Source organism: Autumnicola aciditolerans (genome assembly GCF_041679265.1).
In the GTDB taxonomy this organism is placed as follows: Bacteria; Bacteroidota; Bacteroidia; order Flavobacteriales; family Flavobacteriaceae; genus Autumnicola.
The window spans coordinates 92,858-111,544 of record NZ_JBGFSM010000001.1; the positions used below are offsets into that span (position 1 = coordinate 92,858).

Below are 18,687 nucleotides of genomic sequence, written 5' to 3' on the forward strand. Positions count from 1 at the left end.
AATAATTGGATTCTCTCTTAAAGCTACAATAATTGAAGAATTTTTATAAGTTATCGCTGTTGATTAACGCTGATTTAACTTTAACATCAGCACTTTCCCATCCCAGCGCCCGCCACCTATTAAAAATGCTCAAATAAAGAAGCCTTTCCCATTCCATCGAAAATTTGAAACAGCAAAGGCTTTAGTGAGCTTAGGCTTTAAATTTTACTTTTCTTCGGTAGCGCCTTCCCTGGAATGTTTTACATCCAGATTTACCTTTTTATCGCGCATTTCATCAGGCACCTGTTTCCCCATCGCCCCTTTGGAAATGGTAATTCCACCATCTACCGAGTAAATAGAACCGGTAACAAAAGAAGCTTCATCTGAGGCAAGGAAGCAATATACATTTGCGATTTCCTCCACCGTGCCGCGGCGGCCCATTGGAGTGGCATTCACCATCATTTCTTCCATCTGCTCATCCATTGGCCCCTGTTCTTTATGCGTCCAGGCCGTATCTACAGCCCCGGGCGCAACCACATTGGCCCTTACGCCATTTTTAGCCTGTTCCCCGGCAATTCCTTTTATAAAAGAATGTATAAAACCTTTTGTACCGCCATAAACAGCCACCTGTGGAATCCCCAGCAAACCGGCTTCAGAACCTGCGGCCACTATACAACCTTTAGTTTTCTGCAGTTCCGGCAAGGCGTGCTTGGTGAACAGGAAAGTGGTACGAATATTATTCTTTATAAGGTTATCAAAAGCATCCACAGAGAACTCATCTGCCGTATTGGTTTCAGGGAAAACTCCCGCATTATCGATAAGAATATCAAGTTTCTGCCATTTATTAATAGCTGTTTTAATAGCTTCTTTTATGTTTTCTTCCGAAGAGATATCTTTTGAAAAGCCAATGGCTTCACCTTTTCCTGAATTGATCTCTTCTACAACTTTATCTACAGGATTATCAGGCAACCCAATTAGCATGACCTTTGCGCCTTCAATGCTGAATTTTTTTGCAATTGCTTCCCCAATTCCTGTTGCACCGCCGGTAATAATGGCGGTTTTTCCTTCTAATCTTCCCATAACTTTTTTTTGTTTATCACTATTTTGAAGTATTAATGTACAATTTACCAATGGGAATTCAGGCAGGCATTACCGGGATTATAATAAGTTTAGCAAGTTATTAGTCAGGATTTAACCTTTTAAATTTTCCGAAGAAGAGGGATTAAAAATGCCAGTTTTCGGGCCACAGGAAAATGGTAATCATGCCTATTGCTATGGAAAGTCCAAAAGTAAGAGCCAGCCACTTTACAATTTTACCCGTTCCTATTACCATAGCCATTATTCCCTTAAATAAAAGATTGGCCAGAGAAGCCAGCAAGATAAGTTTCCAGCCAAGACTGGTGGAAACCCCTCCTCCTTTTATCATATTAGACATAGAAAGTGTTATGGCATCAACATCTGTAAGCCCGCTAATAATTGCCACAATGTAAAGGCCCTCGTTGCCAAACTGTTCTTTTGCAAATGCCACCAGCAACAAAATAACTCCGTATAAAAGGCCAAAAATAAGGGCTGCCTTAAACTGGGCAGGGTTTTCGGGTTCAGGAAGTTCGCCGGCATCCTTATCCTTTTTTACGGTATAAAAAGCCAGGCACAAATAAGACACATCACCACAAAATTAAAAGCTATAGGCATGGCCAGCATGGGCAATTGAGCCGGCGCCACTACAGAAATTTCTATTAAAACCCTGGCCAGGGCAATTGCCGAAGCAGTGGTGATGACAAAAACCGCAATTCTGGCAATATCAGGCGCCTGTTTTTGTTTCCGTGCGAAACTAACCGTTGTAGCGGTACTGCTAATGAGCCCGCCAAGAATTCCGTTAGAAATCACCCCGGAATCCTTTCCTACAAATTTATAGATGAAGTATCCCACCACACTAAGGCCCACGATAAAAACAACCATAAGCCAGATGTTATGAGGATTCAGCACATCATACGGGCCGTAGGTCTGGTCTGGCAGAATGGGCAAAATAATAAGGAAAATTCCTGCTAAAGTCATAATCGCAGAAACATCAGAATCTTTTAATTTTTCAATAAAATCATGAAGATGGGATTTGGCGTACAGCAGCATGGTTAGCAGACCTCCCGCCACCACTCCAATTATCCGGTTTCCCAGGACAAGGTAGGCCCCAATGGCAAACATGAGCAGAATAGCAACTTCGGTAGTTTTTCCCGGATCTCTTTTATCTTCTTTGCTTCTCCCGCCGGTGTACACCAAAGCCGCGAGATAAAGGCCCAGGGCCGGAAGAATGAATTCATTTTGCATGTCCCGGGTCAAAAAGCCGGCCACAGCACCAAGAATAGAAATTATTGTAAAGGTACGTACCCCTGCGATTGCCTGATTTGAATGTTCCCGCTGTAAACCTACCAACATCCCCAAACCCAGGGCTATTCCCAAAGTAGTTAAATCTTCATAATTCATATAACCTCTTAAAAAAAGCAATCATTAAAAGTTAGAAAATTGTTTTAAAAGGAAATTAATATTTACCACAAGTAATTTTCAGTAGAAAATTCTGAAATTCTAAAGGGCTTTTATACTATTGCTTGATATAATTTTTTAATTATCAATTGTCCATTTCCAGTTGATTATTACGGCTGCTGTTTTCCACCTGATGCACACCAACCTGTTCCTCATGAACCTCTTCAGCATCTGTGGTATGGCCTCCAAGAATTGGCGCCAGCACCAGGCCAATAAGGCAGGTTAGCTTTATAAGAATATTCATGGAAGGGCCGGAAGTGTCTTTAAAAGGATCTCCCACGGTATCGCCGGTAACTGCTGCTTTATGGGCATCAGAACCTTTGTAGGTCATCTCCCCGTTAATCATCACTCCCGCTTCAAAAGATTTCTTGGCATTATCCCACGCGCCACCGGCATTATTCTGAAAAATAGCCCACAAAACACCGCTCACGGTAACTCCTGCCATATAGCCTCCAAGCATTTCAGCAATCAGCTGGTTATCGTAGCCAAAAAGCATGGGCAAAAGGGCGATTACAATAGGAAAACCAATGGTTAGAACTCCGGGTAAAAGCATTTCCCTTAGAGCGGCGTTGGTAGAGATTTCCACGCACTTATCATACTGTGGTTTAGCTGTTCCTTCAAGGATACCAGGAATTTCTTTAAACTGCCTGCGCACCTCGTTTACCATTTGCATTGCGGCCTTTCCAACAGAATTGATGGCAAGGGCTGAAAATACTACGGGAACCATGCCACCAACAAACAGCATCGCCAGGACAGGAGCCTTAAAAATATTAATCCCGTCTATACCGGTAAAAGTAACATAGGCGGCAAAAAGCGCCAGGGAGGTAAGTGCAGCTGAAGCAATTGCAAAACCTTTCCCGGTAGCCGCCGTGGTATTTCCCACGGAATCCAGGATATCTGTACGCTCCCTTACCTCTGCAGGCAGCTCGCTCATTTCGGCAATTCCCCCGGCATTATCTGAAATTGGACCAAAGGCATCAATGGCCAGTTGCATGGCAGTGGTAGCCATCATTGCTGAAGCCGCTAAAGCCACCCCGTAAAAACCTGCAAAAGCATAGGATGCCCAGATGGCGATCGCAAAAAGCAAAACTGAAGAAAATGTTGAAATCATACCGGTAGATAGCCCGGCAATAATATTAGTTGCCGCTCCTGTACTGGAATTCTGAACAATAGAAAGCACAGGTTTTTTGCCAAGTCCCGTATAATATTCGGTTACGGCAGAGATAATTCCGCCCACTCCAATTCCTACGAGGGTAGCATAGAATACTCGAATAGAAGAAATATTTACATACTCAAACCCATCCCGGCCTCCTATAAAAAAGCCCATTTTCATGGTATTTTCCGGTAACATCCAGCGCACCAGGAAGAAACAGGTTATAGCAACCAAAGCTATAGAAACCCAATTACCAATATTTAAGGCTTTTTGCACTTCATTCTCCCTGGCATTATTATCTTTTATCTTAACCAGCAACGTCCCGATGATGGAAATAATAATTCCGGCACCAGCGATGGCCACAGGTAAAAGAATAGGGCCTATTCCGCCGAAACCTTCCGCAACAATATTCCCGCCCATATCTTCTATAATATAATTGCCAAGGACCATAGCGGCCAACACAGTAGCAACATAGCTTCCGAATAAATCGGCGCCCATTCCTGCCACATCTCCTACATTATCGCCCACGTTATCTGCAATAGTAGCAGGGTTACGCGGATCATCTTCAGGAATCCCGGCTTCAACCTTCCCTACCAGGTCTGCTCCCACATCGGCAGCCTTGGTATAAATTCCGCCCCCAACCCGGGCAAAAAGCGCTATGGACTCTGCTCCAAGAGAAAAGCCGGCGAGGGTTTCCAACACTACGGTCATATCTAATGTATTGGTCCACTCCCCATCCATAAAATAATAGAAGAAAAATATAAAAAACAGGCTCAGGCCCAATACTGCAAGGCCAGCTACACCCAGCCCCATTACCGTGCCGCCTCCAAAGGATATGTTTAAGGCTTTTGGTAAGCTACTCCTTGCCGCCTGGGTAGTGCGTACGTTGGTTTGTGTGGCGATCCTCATTCCCATATTCCCGGCCAAAGCCGAAAAAAAAGCTCCAAAAATAAAAGAAACAATAATAAGCCAGTGGGTGGTAGGGACTATAAAAGCTATTAAAGCTAAAGCCAGGCTGGCCCCAATTACAAAGAAGCCAAGCAGTTTATATTCAGCTTTTAGAAAGGCGAGTGCTCCTTCATAGATATGGGAGGAAATATCTTTCATCTTCCCGTCCCCGGAGTCCTGTTTCATTACCCAGGACCTTTTGAACCACATATAAAGCAGTCCAAGCACCGCCATCACAGCGGGCATGTAAATCATTATTGATTCCATAGATTGTTAGTTGCAAATTAATTACAGCTAATGTAGTAAATCAATAATAATTAAAAAAGCAATAACTTTTTAAGGTTATTGCTTTTAAATTGTTAATAATGAATGGTGATTTTTGCGATTATATCCCAAACCTGCTTTTATCACCATCATAATTCTCAAAACGTTCCACACATTGCCTGATGATCTCACGTGCTTCTGTAGCGTCCCCAAAATCACCGGTATCTACTTTTTTCTTTTCAAGATCCTTATAAACTTTAAAGAAATGTTCTATTTCTTTCAACATATGGCCATTCAGCTCCTTCAGGTCATTTAATCGGTTCCAGATAGGATCGGACACCGGCACGCAAATAATCTTTTCATCAGGCCCTTTTTCATCTGCCATGTGAAAAACCCCTATAGGCTTTACCTCCATAACGATTCCCGGGAAAGTAGGCTCAGAAACCAGCACCAGCACATCTAGCGGATCACTGTCCTGTGCAAGGGTATTTGGTATAAATCCGTAATCTGCGGGGTACATCATGGAAGAAAAGATCATACGGTCATAGCGTACCTTCTTCAGGTTAAAATCATATTCATATTTGTTCCGACTCCCCTTAGGGATTTCTATTAGTACGTCAAAAGTTTCAGACATTTTAAATTGTTTTTCTATTTTTAAGGGCAACAAATATAAGTAATTCCGTTTTTAAATACTGTTATTAAATGTGTAAACCCATAGAAGCTGCAAGAGCAAAACAGCTGGCCTCCAGATTCTGAAAACTTTATTCCCACGAAAGCGGCTCTTCAGAAAAATTAAGGAATGATGGAATTTAGCAAATATGAGAGTCTATATGTTAGTTTTAACCCGCACCCGGGCAAAAAAAAACTTCACCGACTAAGATGAAGTTTTTAAATTAAAAAGTTATGTGCTTATTTATATAACACCTTTTTTACTGCTTTAATCACATCTTCACTACCCGGCAGCCATTCCTGAAGCAGTACGGGCGAATAAGGTGCAGGAGTATCTGCGGTGTTTATTTTAACAACAGGGGCATCAAGATAATCAAAAGCCTGCTCCTGTACCTGGTAAGCAATTTCAGTAGAAATATTGCCAAATGGCCAGGATTCCTCAAGTATTACCAAACGGTTTGTTTTCTTAACAGATTCAATAATAGTTGCATGATCCATAGGACGAATTGTTCTAAGATCAATAATCTCACAGGAAATATCGTCTTTTTCTAATTCTTCAGCGGCTTTGTAAGCCTCTTTTATAATCTTTCCGAAGGAAACAATGGTAACATCTGTACCTTCCCGCTTAATATCGGCTTTGCCAATTTCAATTACATATTCCTCTTCAGGCACTTCTCCCTTGTCCCCGTACATCTGTTCGCTTTCCATGAAGATAACAGGATCGTCATCACGAATAGCCGATTTAAGCAATCCTTTGGCATCGTAAGGATTAGAAGGAACAATCACCTTTAAGCCTGGGCAGTTGGCATACCAGCTTTCAAAAGCCTGGGAGTGCGTTGCACCTAACTGTCCGGCAGATCCTGTAGGCCCGCGGAAAACAATTGGAATATTGAACTGCCCGCCACTCATCTGGCGCATCTTGGCCGCGTTATTAATAATCTGGTCAATTCCAACCAGTGAGAAGTTAAAGGTCATGAATTCAATAATCGGGCGGTTACCGTTCATTGCGCTTCCCACTCCAATTCCGGAGAAACCAAGCTCAGAAATAGGGGTATCAATGATTCTTTCTGGACCAAATTCATCCAGCATGCCTTTAGAGGCTTTGTAGGCGCCATTATACTCGGCCACCTCTTCCCCCATAAGATAAATAGAGTCGTCTTTGCGCATCTCTTCGCTCATTGCCTGCTGAACGGCTTCCCTAAATTGAATTGTCTTCATTATAGTGTATTATAATTATTTTAAAATCTTGCGAGAACAAAAATAGTAATTCAATAAAGTTTTCACCACAAACACCAGACAAAAATTTAGCAGATTTCAAAAGAGAATCAGGAAAACCTATAAAAAACTGATATTGCCCGAATAAAATGGTTCCCACGACAATACTTTCAACAAAACTTCAAGGCATTTCACCACGTGAGATTTAACAAATTTTATTATGCATGCATAGTATTTTCGATTTAATTTATGTACCTTCGTGACTGAACGATTTACTATAAAACGACCTTATATATGAAAATTTTAGTATGTATTAGCCACGTACCTGATACTACCTCAAAAATTAATTTTACGGAAGGAGATACCAAATTTGACACCAGCGGAGTGCAGTTTGTAATTAATCCCAATGACGAATTTGGGCTCACCCGTGCCATGTGGTTCAAAGAAAAACAGGGTGCAACAGTAGATGTAATAAACGTTGGCGGCGCAGAAACCGAACCTACCCTTAGAAAAGCCCTGGCCATTGGAGCTGATAGCGCGATTCGCGTAGATACTGCTCCTACAGACAGCTTCCAGGTTGCCAAAGAACTGGCAAACGTTGCCAAAGACGGCAATTACGACCTAATTATCGCCGGCCGTGAATCTATAGATTATAATGGAGGAATGGTGCCGGGGATGCTTGCCACCTTATTAGGGGCAAATTTTGTTACCAACTGTATTGGTTTGGAAATAGAGGGAGACAAAGCAACGGCAATTCGTGAAATAGACGGCGGGAAAGAAACCCTTACCGCCGCCCTTCCCCTTGTAATTGGAGGGCAAAAAGGCCTTGTGGAAGAAAGCGACCTAAAAATCCCGAATATGAGAGGAATAATGCAGGCACGTAAGAAACCTTTGAATGTGGTTGAAGCAACCCAGCCAGAAAAAAGAACTGAAGCGGTGAAGTATGAAAAACCGGCTCCAAAAGGAGCAGTGAAACTCATTGATCCTGAAAATCTTGACGAGCTTATTGATCTGCTTCATAATGAAGCCAAAGCCCTATAAATTTCAGGATAAATAAAATTATTAACTGTTTTTCGCCTTTGCGGAAAAATCAAAATATAAAAGAATGTCAGTTTTAGTATATATAGAATCCGAAGAAGGAAAATTTAAGAAAGCTTCTTTTGAAGTGGCCTCCTATGCCAAAGAAGTTGCCGATATGATGGGCACCTCCGTCACCGGAATTACCTTCAACGCTCCTGAAGCTTCAGCATTAGGAACTTACGGAGTGGAAAAAGTGCTGAATATTAAAAATGAAAAATTAAATAAATTTAACGCTGAAGCTTATGCCGATGCCATAAAGCAGGCTGCGGAACAAGAGAGCAGTAAGGTTATTGTGCTTTCCCAAAGTGCCAACAGCCGTTATCTCGCTCCAATTTTAGCCGTACAATTAGAAGCCGGTTATGCCTCCAACGTGGTTGCCCTACCGGAAAGTACCGAGCCTTTTACAGTAAAACGAAACGCATTTACCATGAAGGCCTTCAATTTTACTAAAATTAGCACAGATGTGAAGATAATAGGTCTGGCAAAAAACGCTTTTGGAGTTAAAGAACACCAGGCTGAAACTACAGCTGAAGAATTCAGCCCAAACCTTTCTCATGAAGATTTTTCGGTAAATGTAGAATCTGTAGACAAAGCCACAAACAAAGTTACCATTGCCGATGCTGAAATTGTGGTTTCCGGAGGCCGTGGTTTAAAAGGCCCTGAAAATTGGGAAATGATAGAGGAAATGGCAGATATTCTGGGCGCAGCAACTGCCTGCTCCAAGCCTGTGAGTGATATGGGCTGGAGGCCGCACAGCGAACATGTGGGCCAAACAGGAAAACCCGTTGCCTCTAATCTTTACATTGCCGTGGGAATTTCTGGCGCAATCCAGCACCTTGCGGGAATTAATGCCGCCAAAACCAAAGTAGTTATTAACAATGATCCCGAAGCACCTTTTTTTAAAGCTGCAGATTACGGGATTGTGGGAGACGCCTTCGAGATCGTTCCCAGGCTCAATGAAAAATTGAGGGAATTTAAAGCTAAAAACGCATAATTTTCATAACTTGTGCCCCATTAAAAGGGCTGTCTAATGTCCTTATTTAGACAGCCTTTTTCAATTTTTGGAATATGAGTTTAGTGCGCCTTAACATTAAAGGAATTTCTTACAGTCAAACCCAGAATGGAGCCTACGCCCTTATATTGAGCGAGGTAAACGGGGAAAGAAAACTTCCTATTGTTATTGGGGCTTTTGAGGCACAATCTATTGCCATAGCCCTTGAAAAAGAAATAAAACCTCCCAGACCCCTTACCCATGACCTGTTCAGGAATTTTGCCGACAGGTTTCATATTGTAGTAAAACAGGTAATTATTCATAAACTGGTAGACGGTGTTTTTTACTCCAGCCTTATCTGTGAACGGGATAAAATTGAAGAAATTATTGACGCCAGAACCAGTGATGCCATTGCCCTTGCATTAAGATTTGATGCTCCTATTTTTACCTATAAAAATATTCTGGACAAGGCCGGTATTTTCCTTAAAGGAGAAGAACCGCAGGAAAAAGCAACCTCAACCAGGGAAGAGGAAGAAATTATTGCTGAAGAATTATTGTCAGACGATATAGAGATAAAATCTGATGACACCAATTACAAAAAACTCTCTTTATCTGAACTCAAGGATTTATTATCCCAGGCCGTACATAATGAAGATTATGAAAAAGCGGCGCGCATCAGGGATGAGATTTCAAAAAGAAAATAACCCGATGCAATATGCCTGTTTAGTAATAGCCCCACAAAAAGCTTCAAAAGTGTGGCCCGCAAATTTCCCTTTTTAGATGAATAAAATTTGGTACTGTCTGTTTTTAGTTGTTTTCGGATTTAGCACCGCTTCCTCACAAAGCATCTCCAAAAACTGGCAATTTCAACCTGCAGATGCAGATTCCCTCACCTCTGCCAACACTCCTTTTACTTCTGAAGCTGTTTTAAACCTTTCAGAAGGGCGCTTCAGTATAACCCGTGAAAATTCTGATTCTTCAGATACTCTAGCGGAGGGAGACTATATCTACCAGAACAACAACCTGGTCTTATTTTACGGCAAACCCAAAGATACTATCCGGCACTTCAGGGTTTCAGGCCTCACCGAATCCAAATTCAGCCTTACTGAAGGGGAGCAATTATATACCTTTTCAGAATCTTCAGAAACTATAAAAGAAGCAGTGCCGGCAGCAATTGCCAAAGAAATGATCCCCAGTGAAGGCATTTCTATTCATAGCGTGGCCCGGGGGGCACTGGGGATGCTGGTGCTGCTGCTTATCGCTTTTCTATTCAGCAGCAATCGCAAAGCCATTAACTGGCGAACAATATTAATTGGCCTTGGTGCGCAGCTTTTACTGGCTATAGGGGTTTTAAAAATCACTTTTATACAGAAAATATTCGAATTTGTAGGAAGCATTTTTGTGTTGATACTGGACTTCACTGCCGCCGGAAGTGAGTTTCTTTTGGGCGGAATGATGGATGTGGAAAGTTTCGGGTTTATTTTCCTCTTCCAGGTGCTTCCCACCATCATCTTCTTCTCGGCCCTCACTTCGGTGCTTTTTTACCTGGGAATTATTCAGATTGTGGTGCGTGGAATGGCCTGGGTTTTAACCAAGCTTATGGGAATTTCCGGAGCGGAAAGCCTTAATGTGGCCGGAAATATTTTCCTGGGACAAACCGAAGCTCCGCTTATGATTAAAGCTTACCTGGAAAGAATGACCAGGTCTGAAATTTTACTGGTGATGATTGGCGGGATGGCTACTGTGGCAGGTGGCGTTCTTGCGGCATATATTGGTTTTCTTGGCGGTGATGACCCGGCCCTGAGATTACAGTTTGCCAAGCACCTGCTTGCCGCTTCTGTAATGGCCGCTCCGGGAGCCATAGTGGTTTCTAAAATTTTATATCCACAACAGGAGCCCATAGATACCACTGTTGATGTTTCTTCTGAAAAAATAGGCTCCAATATACTGGATGCCATTGCCAATGGTACTACCGAAGGTTTAAAACTTGCCGCAAATGTTGCGGCCATGCTACTGGTTTTTATCGCCTTTATTGCCATGATTAATTATGTATTGGGACGTGTGGGAGGATGGACGCACCTTAATATGCTCATGGCAGAATACACTCCCTACTCAAACTTTTCAATAGAATCTGTTCTCGGGCTAATTTTTGCCCCGCTTATGTGGATTATTGGGGTTGCCAAAGAAGACATGATGCTTATGGGCCAATTACTTGGAATAAAGATCGCAGCAAGTGAATTTGTAGGCTATGTACAACTGGCCGATCTTAAAAATCCGGCCAATGCACTAAGCCTGACTTACGAAAAATCTGTAATTATGGCAACATACATGCTCTGCGGATTTGCCAATTTTGCCTCTATAGGAATCCAGATTGGAGGGATTGGCTCCCTTGCACCGGGACAACGTAAAAATCTTTCTGAATTTGGAATGAAAGCACTTATTGGCGGCACCCTGGCGTCGCTGCTTTCAGCAACTATAGCCGGAATGATATTAGGCTAAAAGGCTTATTCGCTTATTACGGCATTAATAATGCTGATTAGAATAATTTTCCAGCTGTTATCTTTTTAACTTGTCTGCACTTAAACACGCACTCTCTAAAGCCCTTATTCTTTATTGAATATAATTGTAACACTAATTTTTTGTTGCAGGCTAATCGATTGGCTTTAAGCCAGCATAAAAGTTACTATGGAAACATTCATGATTATTATAGGAATTTTGCTACTCGTGGTGGTATGTATTGACATTATTAAAACAGTAATTTTTATTGATGGGGGAGGAACTTTTTCTAAAATACTGGCTGCACGTATCTGGCAAATCTTCTATTTGATTGGCGGTAGAAAAGGAAGTTCAAAAGTACTAACTTATGCCGGAGGTACTATTTTAATAGTTCTGGTGCTTTCCTGGATTCTTATAATCTGGACGGGGTACAGTCTTATATTTTTGTCAGTTCACGATTCGGTAGTAGATGCAACAACTGGTACTCCTGCTTCTACGGTGGGAAATATTTATTATGTTGGTTACACCTTAACTTCCCTGGGTAATGGTGACCTTAAATCCGGATCAGATTTTTGGCGGATTATTTCTAATATCATGGGTGTCAGCAGCATGTTTTTTGTCACTTTAGGTATTTCATATCTTTTACCTGTGCTACAGGCCGTTATTGCAAAACGTACTCTCGCTGTTTACATCGCAAAACTGGGAAAAACTCCTGTGGAAATAATTCGGAATGGCTGGAATGGAAAGGATTTCAGTGCACTTTATGAAAGATTTGGAACTTTGGAAACCATGCTTATACAACATACAGAACGACACCTGGCTTATCCTGTCCTGCATTATTTTCATTCCAATATTCAGGAATATTCTGCTCCGCTTCAACTGGCCGCTCTAGATGAAGCTATTACTATCCAGGAAATCTATAAATTGGATAAAACCGATAATGCCTATCACTGGAAGGTTCTAAAGGGCACTTTAGACAATTATATCTCCAGGCTTGATGGAACCTTTACCGGGACTCCAGACGAAGCACCATCTTTCCCGTATGACAATATTATTGAGACTATTACCTCCATTTCCGAAGAAGAAAAGAATGAGAAGCTACGGGAACTAAAGAAGCGTCGTTGCAAACTGCTGGGGTTAATAAATAAAGATGGCTGGGACTGGAATGATTTAATTGAAGAAAGTATACCAAAAGAAAGTAATTAGATTTGGCTCAACCTGAAACATTTCAGGCTATTGGTGGGGAGTAAATTTAAAAGGAATAAAAGGTAAATTATGAGCAGCACTAACCAAACCAACCGGGGGCACAATGCAGAAGCTCCAAAAGAAATTCCGTCTAAAGGATGGAAGGATATAGGGAAACGGGTAGTTTCTCAAATTTCAGCAGATCATGTCCAGGTAGTCTCGGCAGGAGTGGCCTTTTATTTTTTCCTGGCCCTGTTCCCTACTATCATAGCGGCCATTACTATCTACAGCCTGATAATTGAACCCGCACAAATCCAGGAACAACTTTCTGCACTTAGTAAAATGCTACCAGCACAGGCTTATAACATTATCGAAAGTATTATTGATCCTGTTTTGGCAAAATCTGATCAAACCCTTGGGTGGGGCCTGTTTTTTAGCATCCTGGTGACCCTGTGGAGCGCAAACAAGGGAACATCTGCATTGTTTGAAGGAATTAATATTGCTTATGATGAAGAGGACCAAAGAGGTTTTATTAAAAAAACTGCAATTACCCTTCTCTTTACGCTCGGTATGGTTGTTCTCGGGCTTTTAAGCCTGTTAATAGTAATATTTTTTCCAGTTATAGTAGAAGATCTTGGCTTATCTCCTCTACTCGCTACTGTTTTAATGTGGGGAAGATGGCTCTTCCTGGCCTTTGGACTCGTGTTTGCCCTAGGCATCACCTATAAAATTGCGCCGCACCGCGATAACCCCAGGTTTAAATGGGTAAGCTGGGGAGCAGTAATTGCGTGTTTATTATGGATCGTTGGATCAGTATTATTTTCCTGGTATGTGAATAATTTTGGAAGTTACGGAGATGTATATGGAAGTTTTGCCGCAGTTGTTATCCTCCTGATGTGGCTGTTCTTAACTTCATTTATAGTACTGCTTGGAGCTGAAATTAATTCAGAAATGGAACATCAAACCAAAAAAGACACTACCATAGGCGAGAGAGAACCAATGGGGGAAAGAGGAGCTTACCATGCCGACAGGGTAGCCGGAGAAGACATAGACTAAAGCTGAATATTTTTTAGACTGTTGATTGTAGTTAAATAGAAGTCCAAATTGAAACTCTATTACACTTCTATACCTAAAACGCACAATTCATAACCAGCCCATTATGAACAACACAGAACGGCAATCTTTTTTCGAACTCCCAACTTTAAACCTCGTACTTCACTTTCACCATTAAAAAAACGGCCTGAAATATAACCTTCAGACCGTTTTTTACTTCTGTTAATTGTTAAATATTAGCTCAAGAAATTGTAGACAGAAGACTTCCGCCAATTGCTGCCCCGGCAGAAATTATAGCGCTGGCAACTAGCCACCATGCAGCTATTGCAGCGGTTTTCCTGGTATGTTCTGCCTGTATTACCGCTTTACGCTCCATCATTTTTATTCTTCCTCTTGCAGTCTCTTCAATTTCATCAATTTTAGATAATACTTCTCCGCGAGCGCCTTCAATTTGGTCTACTACTTTATCTATATCCTTACGATCTATATTGGTATTGCCTGTCACCAGGGTGATTAGCTTTTCCCTGTCCATATTCTTTAGCTTTCCTTTTACAGTTTCAAGGCTTTCCCCGTGGCTATCCATTTTTCGCTGAACAATTTTCTTTAATTGAGAAAAATCAAGATTAGAAGTACTACCAGAGCCGCCGCTTAACCCGGAAAGAGCAGCCTCGATCTTTGCAACTATACCGCCATCTGCATCTCCTGTGGTATTACCATTAAGCTCAAGACTAATTTTTCTGATGGTTTTTTCAGCCTTATCAGCGTACTGCTCAGCCTGCATTCTGCTAAGTGATGTATTTTTATTCAGGAAAGCAATAATAGAGTCACGGTCAATTTCTTCAATCCTGCTTCCCAGCTTACCGGCTTCTACTTTTGGGTTTTTAATAATATCCTTCACTTTCTTTTCCAGCTCTTCCGAGCTCATCTCGTTAGAACTATCCTGGGAAAGTAATTGCTTAATCTTATTTACGTATCCCTGGACTTCTTCTTCTTCAGCCGGAGTAAACCTTGCAATTATTTTTTCAGCTTTTTCCTCTTTGGTATCACCTTCCCCATAAGCTTCCTTGAATTCCTTTTGCAGCTTTTGAAGTTGTTCCTTTTTACTTTTATCCTCTTCAGATCCACCAGAACTTTGTTCAATAGCTTTATTCAACACCCGCTGAACGGCCATCCACTTCCCGGGACTACTGCTACTACCGGAATCTTGTTGTTTATTTGATTTCTCTACAGACCCGTCTATAATTTGTTGAATATCATTTTTCACCTTTTCATAATCAGGTGTTTTTTGGTCAAATTTATTAAAAAACTCATCTATGGATTCATCCAGCATTCCTGAATCAAAATTATTCTGGAACTCCTTTCTCACTTTGTCTATCGTATTCTCTGCAACATGTTCAATTTGTTTTTCTTTGGAAGGCGTAAACATGTTTTTTACCGCATCTCCTGAAGCTCTCAAACCTGCAGTAGCTGTATTAATAAGCCCTCCAACCAATGTATTTACCACTCTGCTCTCAAGGTAAAAAAGTATAATAAAAAAGGTAGCCCAAATTACAAGTCCCAAAGTAATACTAATTATAGGGTTGGTAATAAGGCTAAGATTAATAGCCAAAGCGGTAGCTCCAAATAAAGAAAGTGCTACGGTTATAGTGCTCCAAACCCCGAAACCTGTACTTACCATTGCTCCGGTGGAAGAATTACTGTTTTGCTGATCATTATCATGATCTTCATCTTTAAAATCATGTTTCCCGCTGGTATGGTTTTTACTATGAACATAGGATTTCTTCACATCTCCTATAGCACTAATTCCTGTTGCCACAGAAAGGATAGTAAGTATAAACTGAAATCCCAGAGCAAGGAGCACCCCAGCTATCACTGCTATAAAAAATTGTGGGGTCACAATGGTATCTGTTAAAGCCACAGGCTCTGTAACCTGAGCATGAGCAGCCGTCATAAAGAGGCTAATAATTATGGTTAAAGATAATTTTTTCATCATTTTTTTGTTTGGTTTTAAACGCAATTTGTAAAAAATATTACACTGTAGACCTTAAATAACAGTTATTTAACCTGCATTTAAAATAAGTAACGGTTAATGTTAAATATTTCAAATCCCAGGAACAGTTCTTCAAAATTTCACCTGCTTTTATAATTTCCGTAATTTTAGCCTCTAGAATAAGCTTCTATGAAACAATATCACGATTTACTAAAGCATGTCTTAGAAAACGGAACAGAGAAAGGAGACCGTACCGGCACAGGAACAAAAAGCGTTTTTGGCTACCAGATGCGGTTCGACCTGAATGAGGGTTTTCCCATGGTTACTACCAAAAAACTGCACTTAAAGTCTATTATTTACGAATTGCTCTGGTTTCTAAAGGGCGATACCAATGTAAAATACCTGCAGGAAAACGGGGTGAGGATCTGGAATGAGTGGGCCGATGAAAATGGAGATTTAGGCCCGGTTTACGGCCACCAGTGGCGCAACTGGAACAGTGAAGAGATTGACCAGATTAGCGAGATTATAGAAACACTAAAGAAAAACCCAAATAGCAGGAGAATGCTGGTTTCAGCCTGGAATCCTTCGGTTTTGCCAGATACTTCAAAGTCTTTTGCTGAAAATGTAAAAAACGGAAAGGCAGCTTTGCCTCCCTGCCACGCATTCTTTCAGTTTTATGTTGCTGAAGGAAAACTATCCTGCCAGCTTTATCAAAGAAGTGCCGATATTTTTCTTGGCGTGCCTTTTAACATTGCATCTTATGCCCTGCTCACCATGATGATGGCGCAGGTTTGCGAGTTACAGCCGGGGGATTTTATCCATACCTTTGGAGATGCCCACATCTACAGCAACCATATGGAGCAGGTAAAACTTCAGCTTTCCAGGGAACCGCGAAATTTGCCGAAAATGAAGCTGAATCCTGAGATCAAAGATATTTTTGAATTTAAATTTGAAGACTTTATCTTAGAGGATTATAACCCGCACCCGCCTATTAAAGGCAAAGTTGCGGTATAACTCTTTTATAATTTAAAATTTTAACTTATCATGAAAAATTTATTGGTAATCGCTTTTATGTTTATTGGAGGACTCTGTATGGCCCAGGATCAAACCTCGCCGGTATGGCCGGGATGTGAAGGCAGCGATAATGTCAAAAAATGTTTTAACCAAAAATTCTCTCAGTTTGTACGATCTAATTATGAGTATCCTAAAAATGACAAAGGAGAATATGTGCGCGGAAAAGTAACTGTATCTTTCACCGTAAATAAAGAAGGAGAAGTTGTTATAAATTCGGTGGAAGGACCTAAACCTGAAGTAAACCAGGCAGCAAGGGAAATGCTTGAAAAAATGCCAAAAATGGAACCAGGCACTCTTGGCGGCGAGGTAGATGACAGGAAGTTCACCAATACCTTCAAGTTCTAAGAAATTACAGCCCAATCCCTTAACCTACCTATATTATGAAAAAGCTATTTATAATTTTCCTGCTGTTCTCTGTCTCGTTAACTTTCGCCCAACAAGGCGTTAAAGTTAGCGGCAACAAAGTGACCGTAAAAGAATCTGCTCCTGTTTGGCCGGGCTGTGAAAGTAGTGAAGACACTAAAGCGTGCTTTAACACAAAACTAATGCAGCATATTAAAGAAAACTATAAATATCCCAGAAATAACGAGGGAGATTTTATAAGAGGAAAGGCTATTATTAAACTGGAAATTAACGAATCCGGCGAGGCAGTAATAAAATCGGTTGAAGGTGAAAACCCGCAAGTGAATCAGGCAGCGGAAGCTATGATCAAAAAAATCCCAAAAATGAAACCTGGGACAAGAGGCGGAAAACCTACATCCATTAATTATACTATTCCCCTCACCCTTTAAGGCGTACTTTAACTTTGCCTTAACTAGCGTTCATTTTTGGCATTGGTAAAAAAGTGTAAATTTGAGTGGCACCCTTTAAAGTGTCACTCTTTTTTATGCTTTCACAACAAGAACTTACATCACTTTTCAAAGAAACAAGAGCCAGGTCTGAGCTCATTTGTTCTTTTCTGGAAACGGAAGATTATGTAGTACAACCCGTAGCGGATGTATCTCCCCCAAAATGGCATCTGGGACATACCACCTGGTTTTTTGAAGAATTTGTGCTTAAGGAATATGCAGCAGATTACCAGCTTTTTGATCAGCATTCGGCCTACGTTTTTAACAGCTACTACGAAAGCGTGGGAGAAAAAGTTATCCGGACAGATCGTGGCAATCTTTCCCGCCCCACCGTGGCGTGGGTTTATGAGTATAGAAATTATGTGACCAAAGCCATGGCGGAGCTTCTGGAACACCAGAAAATTTCAGAAGAACTATGCGGCATCATTGAAATTGGCTGCCATCATGAAAAGCAACACCAGGAATTATTGCTCACAGATATTAAATATATCCTGGGAAATAATCCGCTTTTCCCGGTTTATAACAAGCAGTTTGAAGAAAATCCCATTCAGGATTTCGAAAGGGAATGGCTAAAAACAGAAGAAGGAATTTATGAAATAGGACATAACTCTGATGATTTTTGTTATGACAATGAGTTAGGCGTACATAAGGTTTATCTCAACAAGTTTGAAATTTCCAATAAACTGGTAACCAATAAAGAGTATATTGAATTTATTGAAGACGGCGGCTATAAGGACGTGCTGCTGTGGCATGCTGAAGGATGGGACTGGAAAAATACAAACAAAATTACTTCCCCTTCCTACTGGCACAAAATTAACGGGGACTGGCACCAATATACCTTAGGCGGAATGATTACATTAATTCCCGACGCGCCTGTTAGCCATATTTCCTATTTTGAAGCCTTCGCTTACGCCAAGTGGAAAGGCATGCGTTTGCCTACTGAAGCCGAATGGGAAGTTGCCCAAGGCAATTTTAAATGGGGCAGCCGTTGGGAATGGACTGAAAGCGCTTACTCTCCTTATCCCGGTTTTAAAACTGCAGAAGGCGCTTTGGGAGAATACAACGGAAAATTCATGGTGAGCCAGAAAGTACTCCGCGGAGGCTCTGTTGCCACTTCCCAAAAGCATACCCGCCCAACTTACAGAAATTTCTTCCACCCACAGTTAAGATGGCAGTTTACCGGCCTAAGACTGGCCAGATAACTAAT

At 41.3% G+C, this 18,687-nt stretch carries 17 protein-coding genes; 10 read left to right on the forward strand and 7 right to left on the reverse strand.

Annotation, left to right across the window (positions count from 1 at the left end; translation table 11 throughout):
• Positions 1–204 precede the first annotated feature (204 nt).
• The 6 genes from AB8M93_RS00450 to AB8M93_RS00475 form a co-directional block, all read right to left on the reverse strand.
• A complete protein-coding gene (locus tag AB8M93_RS00450) occupies positions 205–1,059 on the reverse strand; it encodes an SDR family NAD(P)-dependent oxidoreductase (RefSeq protein ID WP_373055561.1) in 855 nt (284 codons plus the stop codon).
• Between the two features lie 142 nt (positions 1,060–1,201).
• A complete protein-coding gene (locus tag AB8M93_RS00455) occupies positions 1,202–1,642 on the reverse strand; it encodes a DUF4010 domain-containing protein (protein WP_373055562.1) in 441 nt (146 codons plus the stop codon).
• A complete protein-coding gene (locus AB8M93_RS00460) occupies positions 1,609–2,457 on the reverse strand; it encodes an MgtC/SapB family protein (protein ID WP_373055563.1) in 849 nt (282 codons plus the stop codon). Before AB8M93_RS00460 ends, AB8M93_RS00455 begins: the two co-directional genes overlap by 34 nt.
• A 142-nt stretch (positions 2,458–2,599) precedes the next feature.
• Positions 2,600–4,882 (reverse strand): sodium-translocating pyrophosphatase, encoded by a 2,283-nt coding sequence (locus tag AB8M93_RS00465; RefSeq protein ID WP_373055565.1) that lies wholly within the window; start codon positions 4,880–4,882, stop codon positions 2,600–2,602.
• Between the two features lie 118 nt (positions 4,883–5,000).
• Entirely contained in the window at positions 5,001–5,513 is a 513-nt protein-coding gene (locus AB8M93_RS00470) for an inorganic diphosphatase (protein ID WP_373055566.1), read from the reverse strand.
• 275 nt (positions 5,514–5,788) lie between these two features.
• On the reverse strand, positions 5,789–6,766 hold the full coding sequence (locus AB8M93_RS00475; protein ID WP_373055567.1) for a pyruvate dehydrogenase complex E1 component subunit beta: 978 nt from the start codon (positions 6,764–6,766) through the stop codon (positions 5,789–5,791).
• A 291-nt stretch (positions 6,767–7,057) separates the two neighbouring features.
• Here AB8M93_RS00475 and AB8M93_RS00480 point away from each other — a divergent pair, with 291 nt between their 5' ends.
• From AB8M93_RS00480 to AB8M93_RS00505, 6 genes are all read left to right on the forward strand, one after another.
• A complete protein-coding gene (locus AB8M93_RS00480; protein ID WP_373055568.1) occupies positions 7,058–7,804 on the forward strand; it encodes an electron transfer flavoprotein subunit beta/FixA family protein in 747 nt (248 codons plus the stop codon).
• Between the two features lie 64 nt (positions 7,805–7,868).
• Positions 7,869–8,837, forward strand: coding sequence for an electron transfer flavoprotein subunit alpha/FixB family protein (locus AB8M93_RS00485; RefSeq protein WP_373055569.1), 969 nt, complete (start codon positions 7,869–7,871; stop codon positions 8,835–8,837).
• A 74-nt stretch (positions 8,838–8,911) separates the two neighbouring features.
• Positions 8,912–9,538 (forward strand): bifunctional nuclease family protein, encoded by a 627-nt coding sequence (locus AB8M93_RS00490; RefSeq protein ID WP_373055570.1) that lies wholly within the window; start codon positions 8,912–8,914, stop codon positions 9,536–9,538.
• Positions 9,539–9,614: 76 nt separating this feature from the next.
• Positions 9,615–11,333, forward strand: coding sequence for a NupC/NupG family nucleoside CNT transporter (locus tag AB8M93_RS00495; RefSeq protein WP_373055571.1), 1,719 nt, complete (start codon positions 9,615–9,617; stop codon positions 11,331–11,333).
• Between the two features lie 186 nt (positions 11,334–11,519).
• A complete protein-coding gene (locus AB8M93_RS00500; protein WP_373055573.1) occupies positions 11,520–12,536 on the forward strand; it encodes a hypothetical protein in 1,017 nt (338 codons plus the stop codon).
• 69 nt (positions 12,537–12,605) lie between these two features.
• The gene (locus tag AB8M93_RS00505; protein WP_373055574.1) at positions 12,606–13,571 is read left to right on the forward strand and encodes a YihY/virulence factor BrkB family protein; all 966 of its coding nucleotides are present in this window, start codon (positions 12,606–12,608) and stop codon (positions 13,569–13,571) included.
• A 238-nt stretch (positions 13,572–13,809) separates the two neighbouring features.
• Here the strand turns inward: AB8M93_RS00505 and AB8M93_RS00510 are convergent, their stop codons facing one another.
• Positions 13,810–15,561, reverse strand: coding sequence for an MATE family efflux transporter (locus tag AB8M93_RS00510; RefSeq protein WP_373055575.1), 1,752 nt, complete (start codon positions 15,559–15,561; stop codon positions 13,810–13,812).
• 186 nt (positions 15,562–15,747) lie between these two features.
• Between AB8M93_RS00510 and AB8M93_RS00515 the strand changes: the two genes are divergently transcribed.
• From AB8M93_RS00515 to egtB, 4 genes are all read left to right on the forward strand, one after another.
• Entirely contained in the window at positions 15,748–16,572 is an 825-nt protein-coding gene (locus tag AB8M93_RS00515; protein ID WP_373055577.1) for a thymidylate synthase, read from the forward strand.
• A gap of 30 nt (positions 16,573–16,602) precedes the next feature.
• The gene (locus AB8M93_RS00520; protein ID WP_373055578.1) at positions 16,603–16,977 is read left to right on the forward strand and encodes a TonB family protein; all 375 of its coding nucleotides are present in this window, start codon (positions 16,603–16,605) and stop codon (positions 16,975–16,977) included.
• A 35-nt stretch (positions 16,978–17,012) separates the two neighbouring features.
• Positions 17,013–17,423: an energy transducer TonB gene (locus AB8M93_RS00525; RefSeq protein WP_373055579.1), complete on the forward strand. Its 411-nt coding sequence runs from the start codon at positions 17,013–17,015 to the stop codon at positions 17,421–17,423.
• 95 nt (positions 17,424–17,518) lie between these two features.
• Entirely contained in the window at positions 17,519–18,682 is a 1,164-nt protein-coding gene (gene egtB / locus AB8M93_RS00530) for an ergothioneine biosynthesis protein EgtB (RefSeq protein ID WP_373055580.1), read from the forward strand.
• Positions 18,683–18,687: the final 5 nt, after the last annotated feature.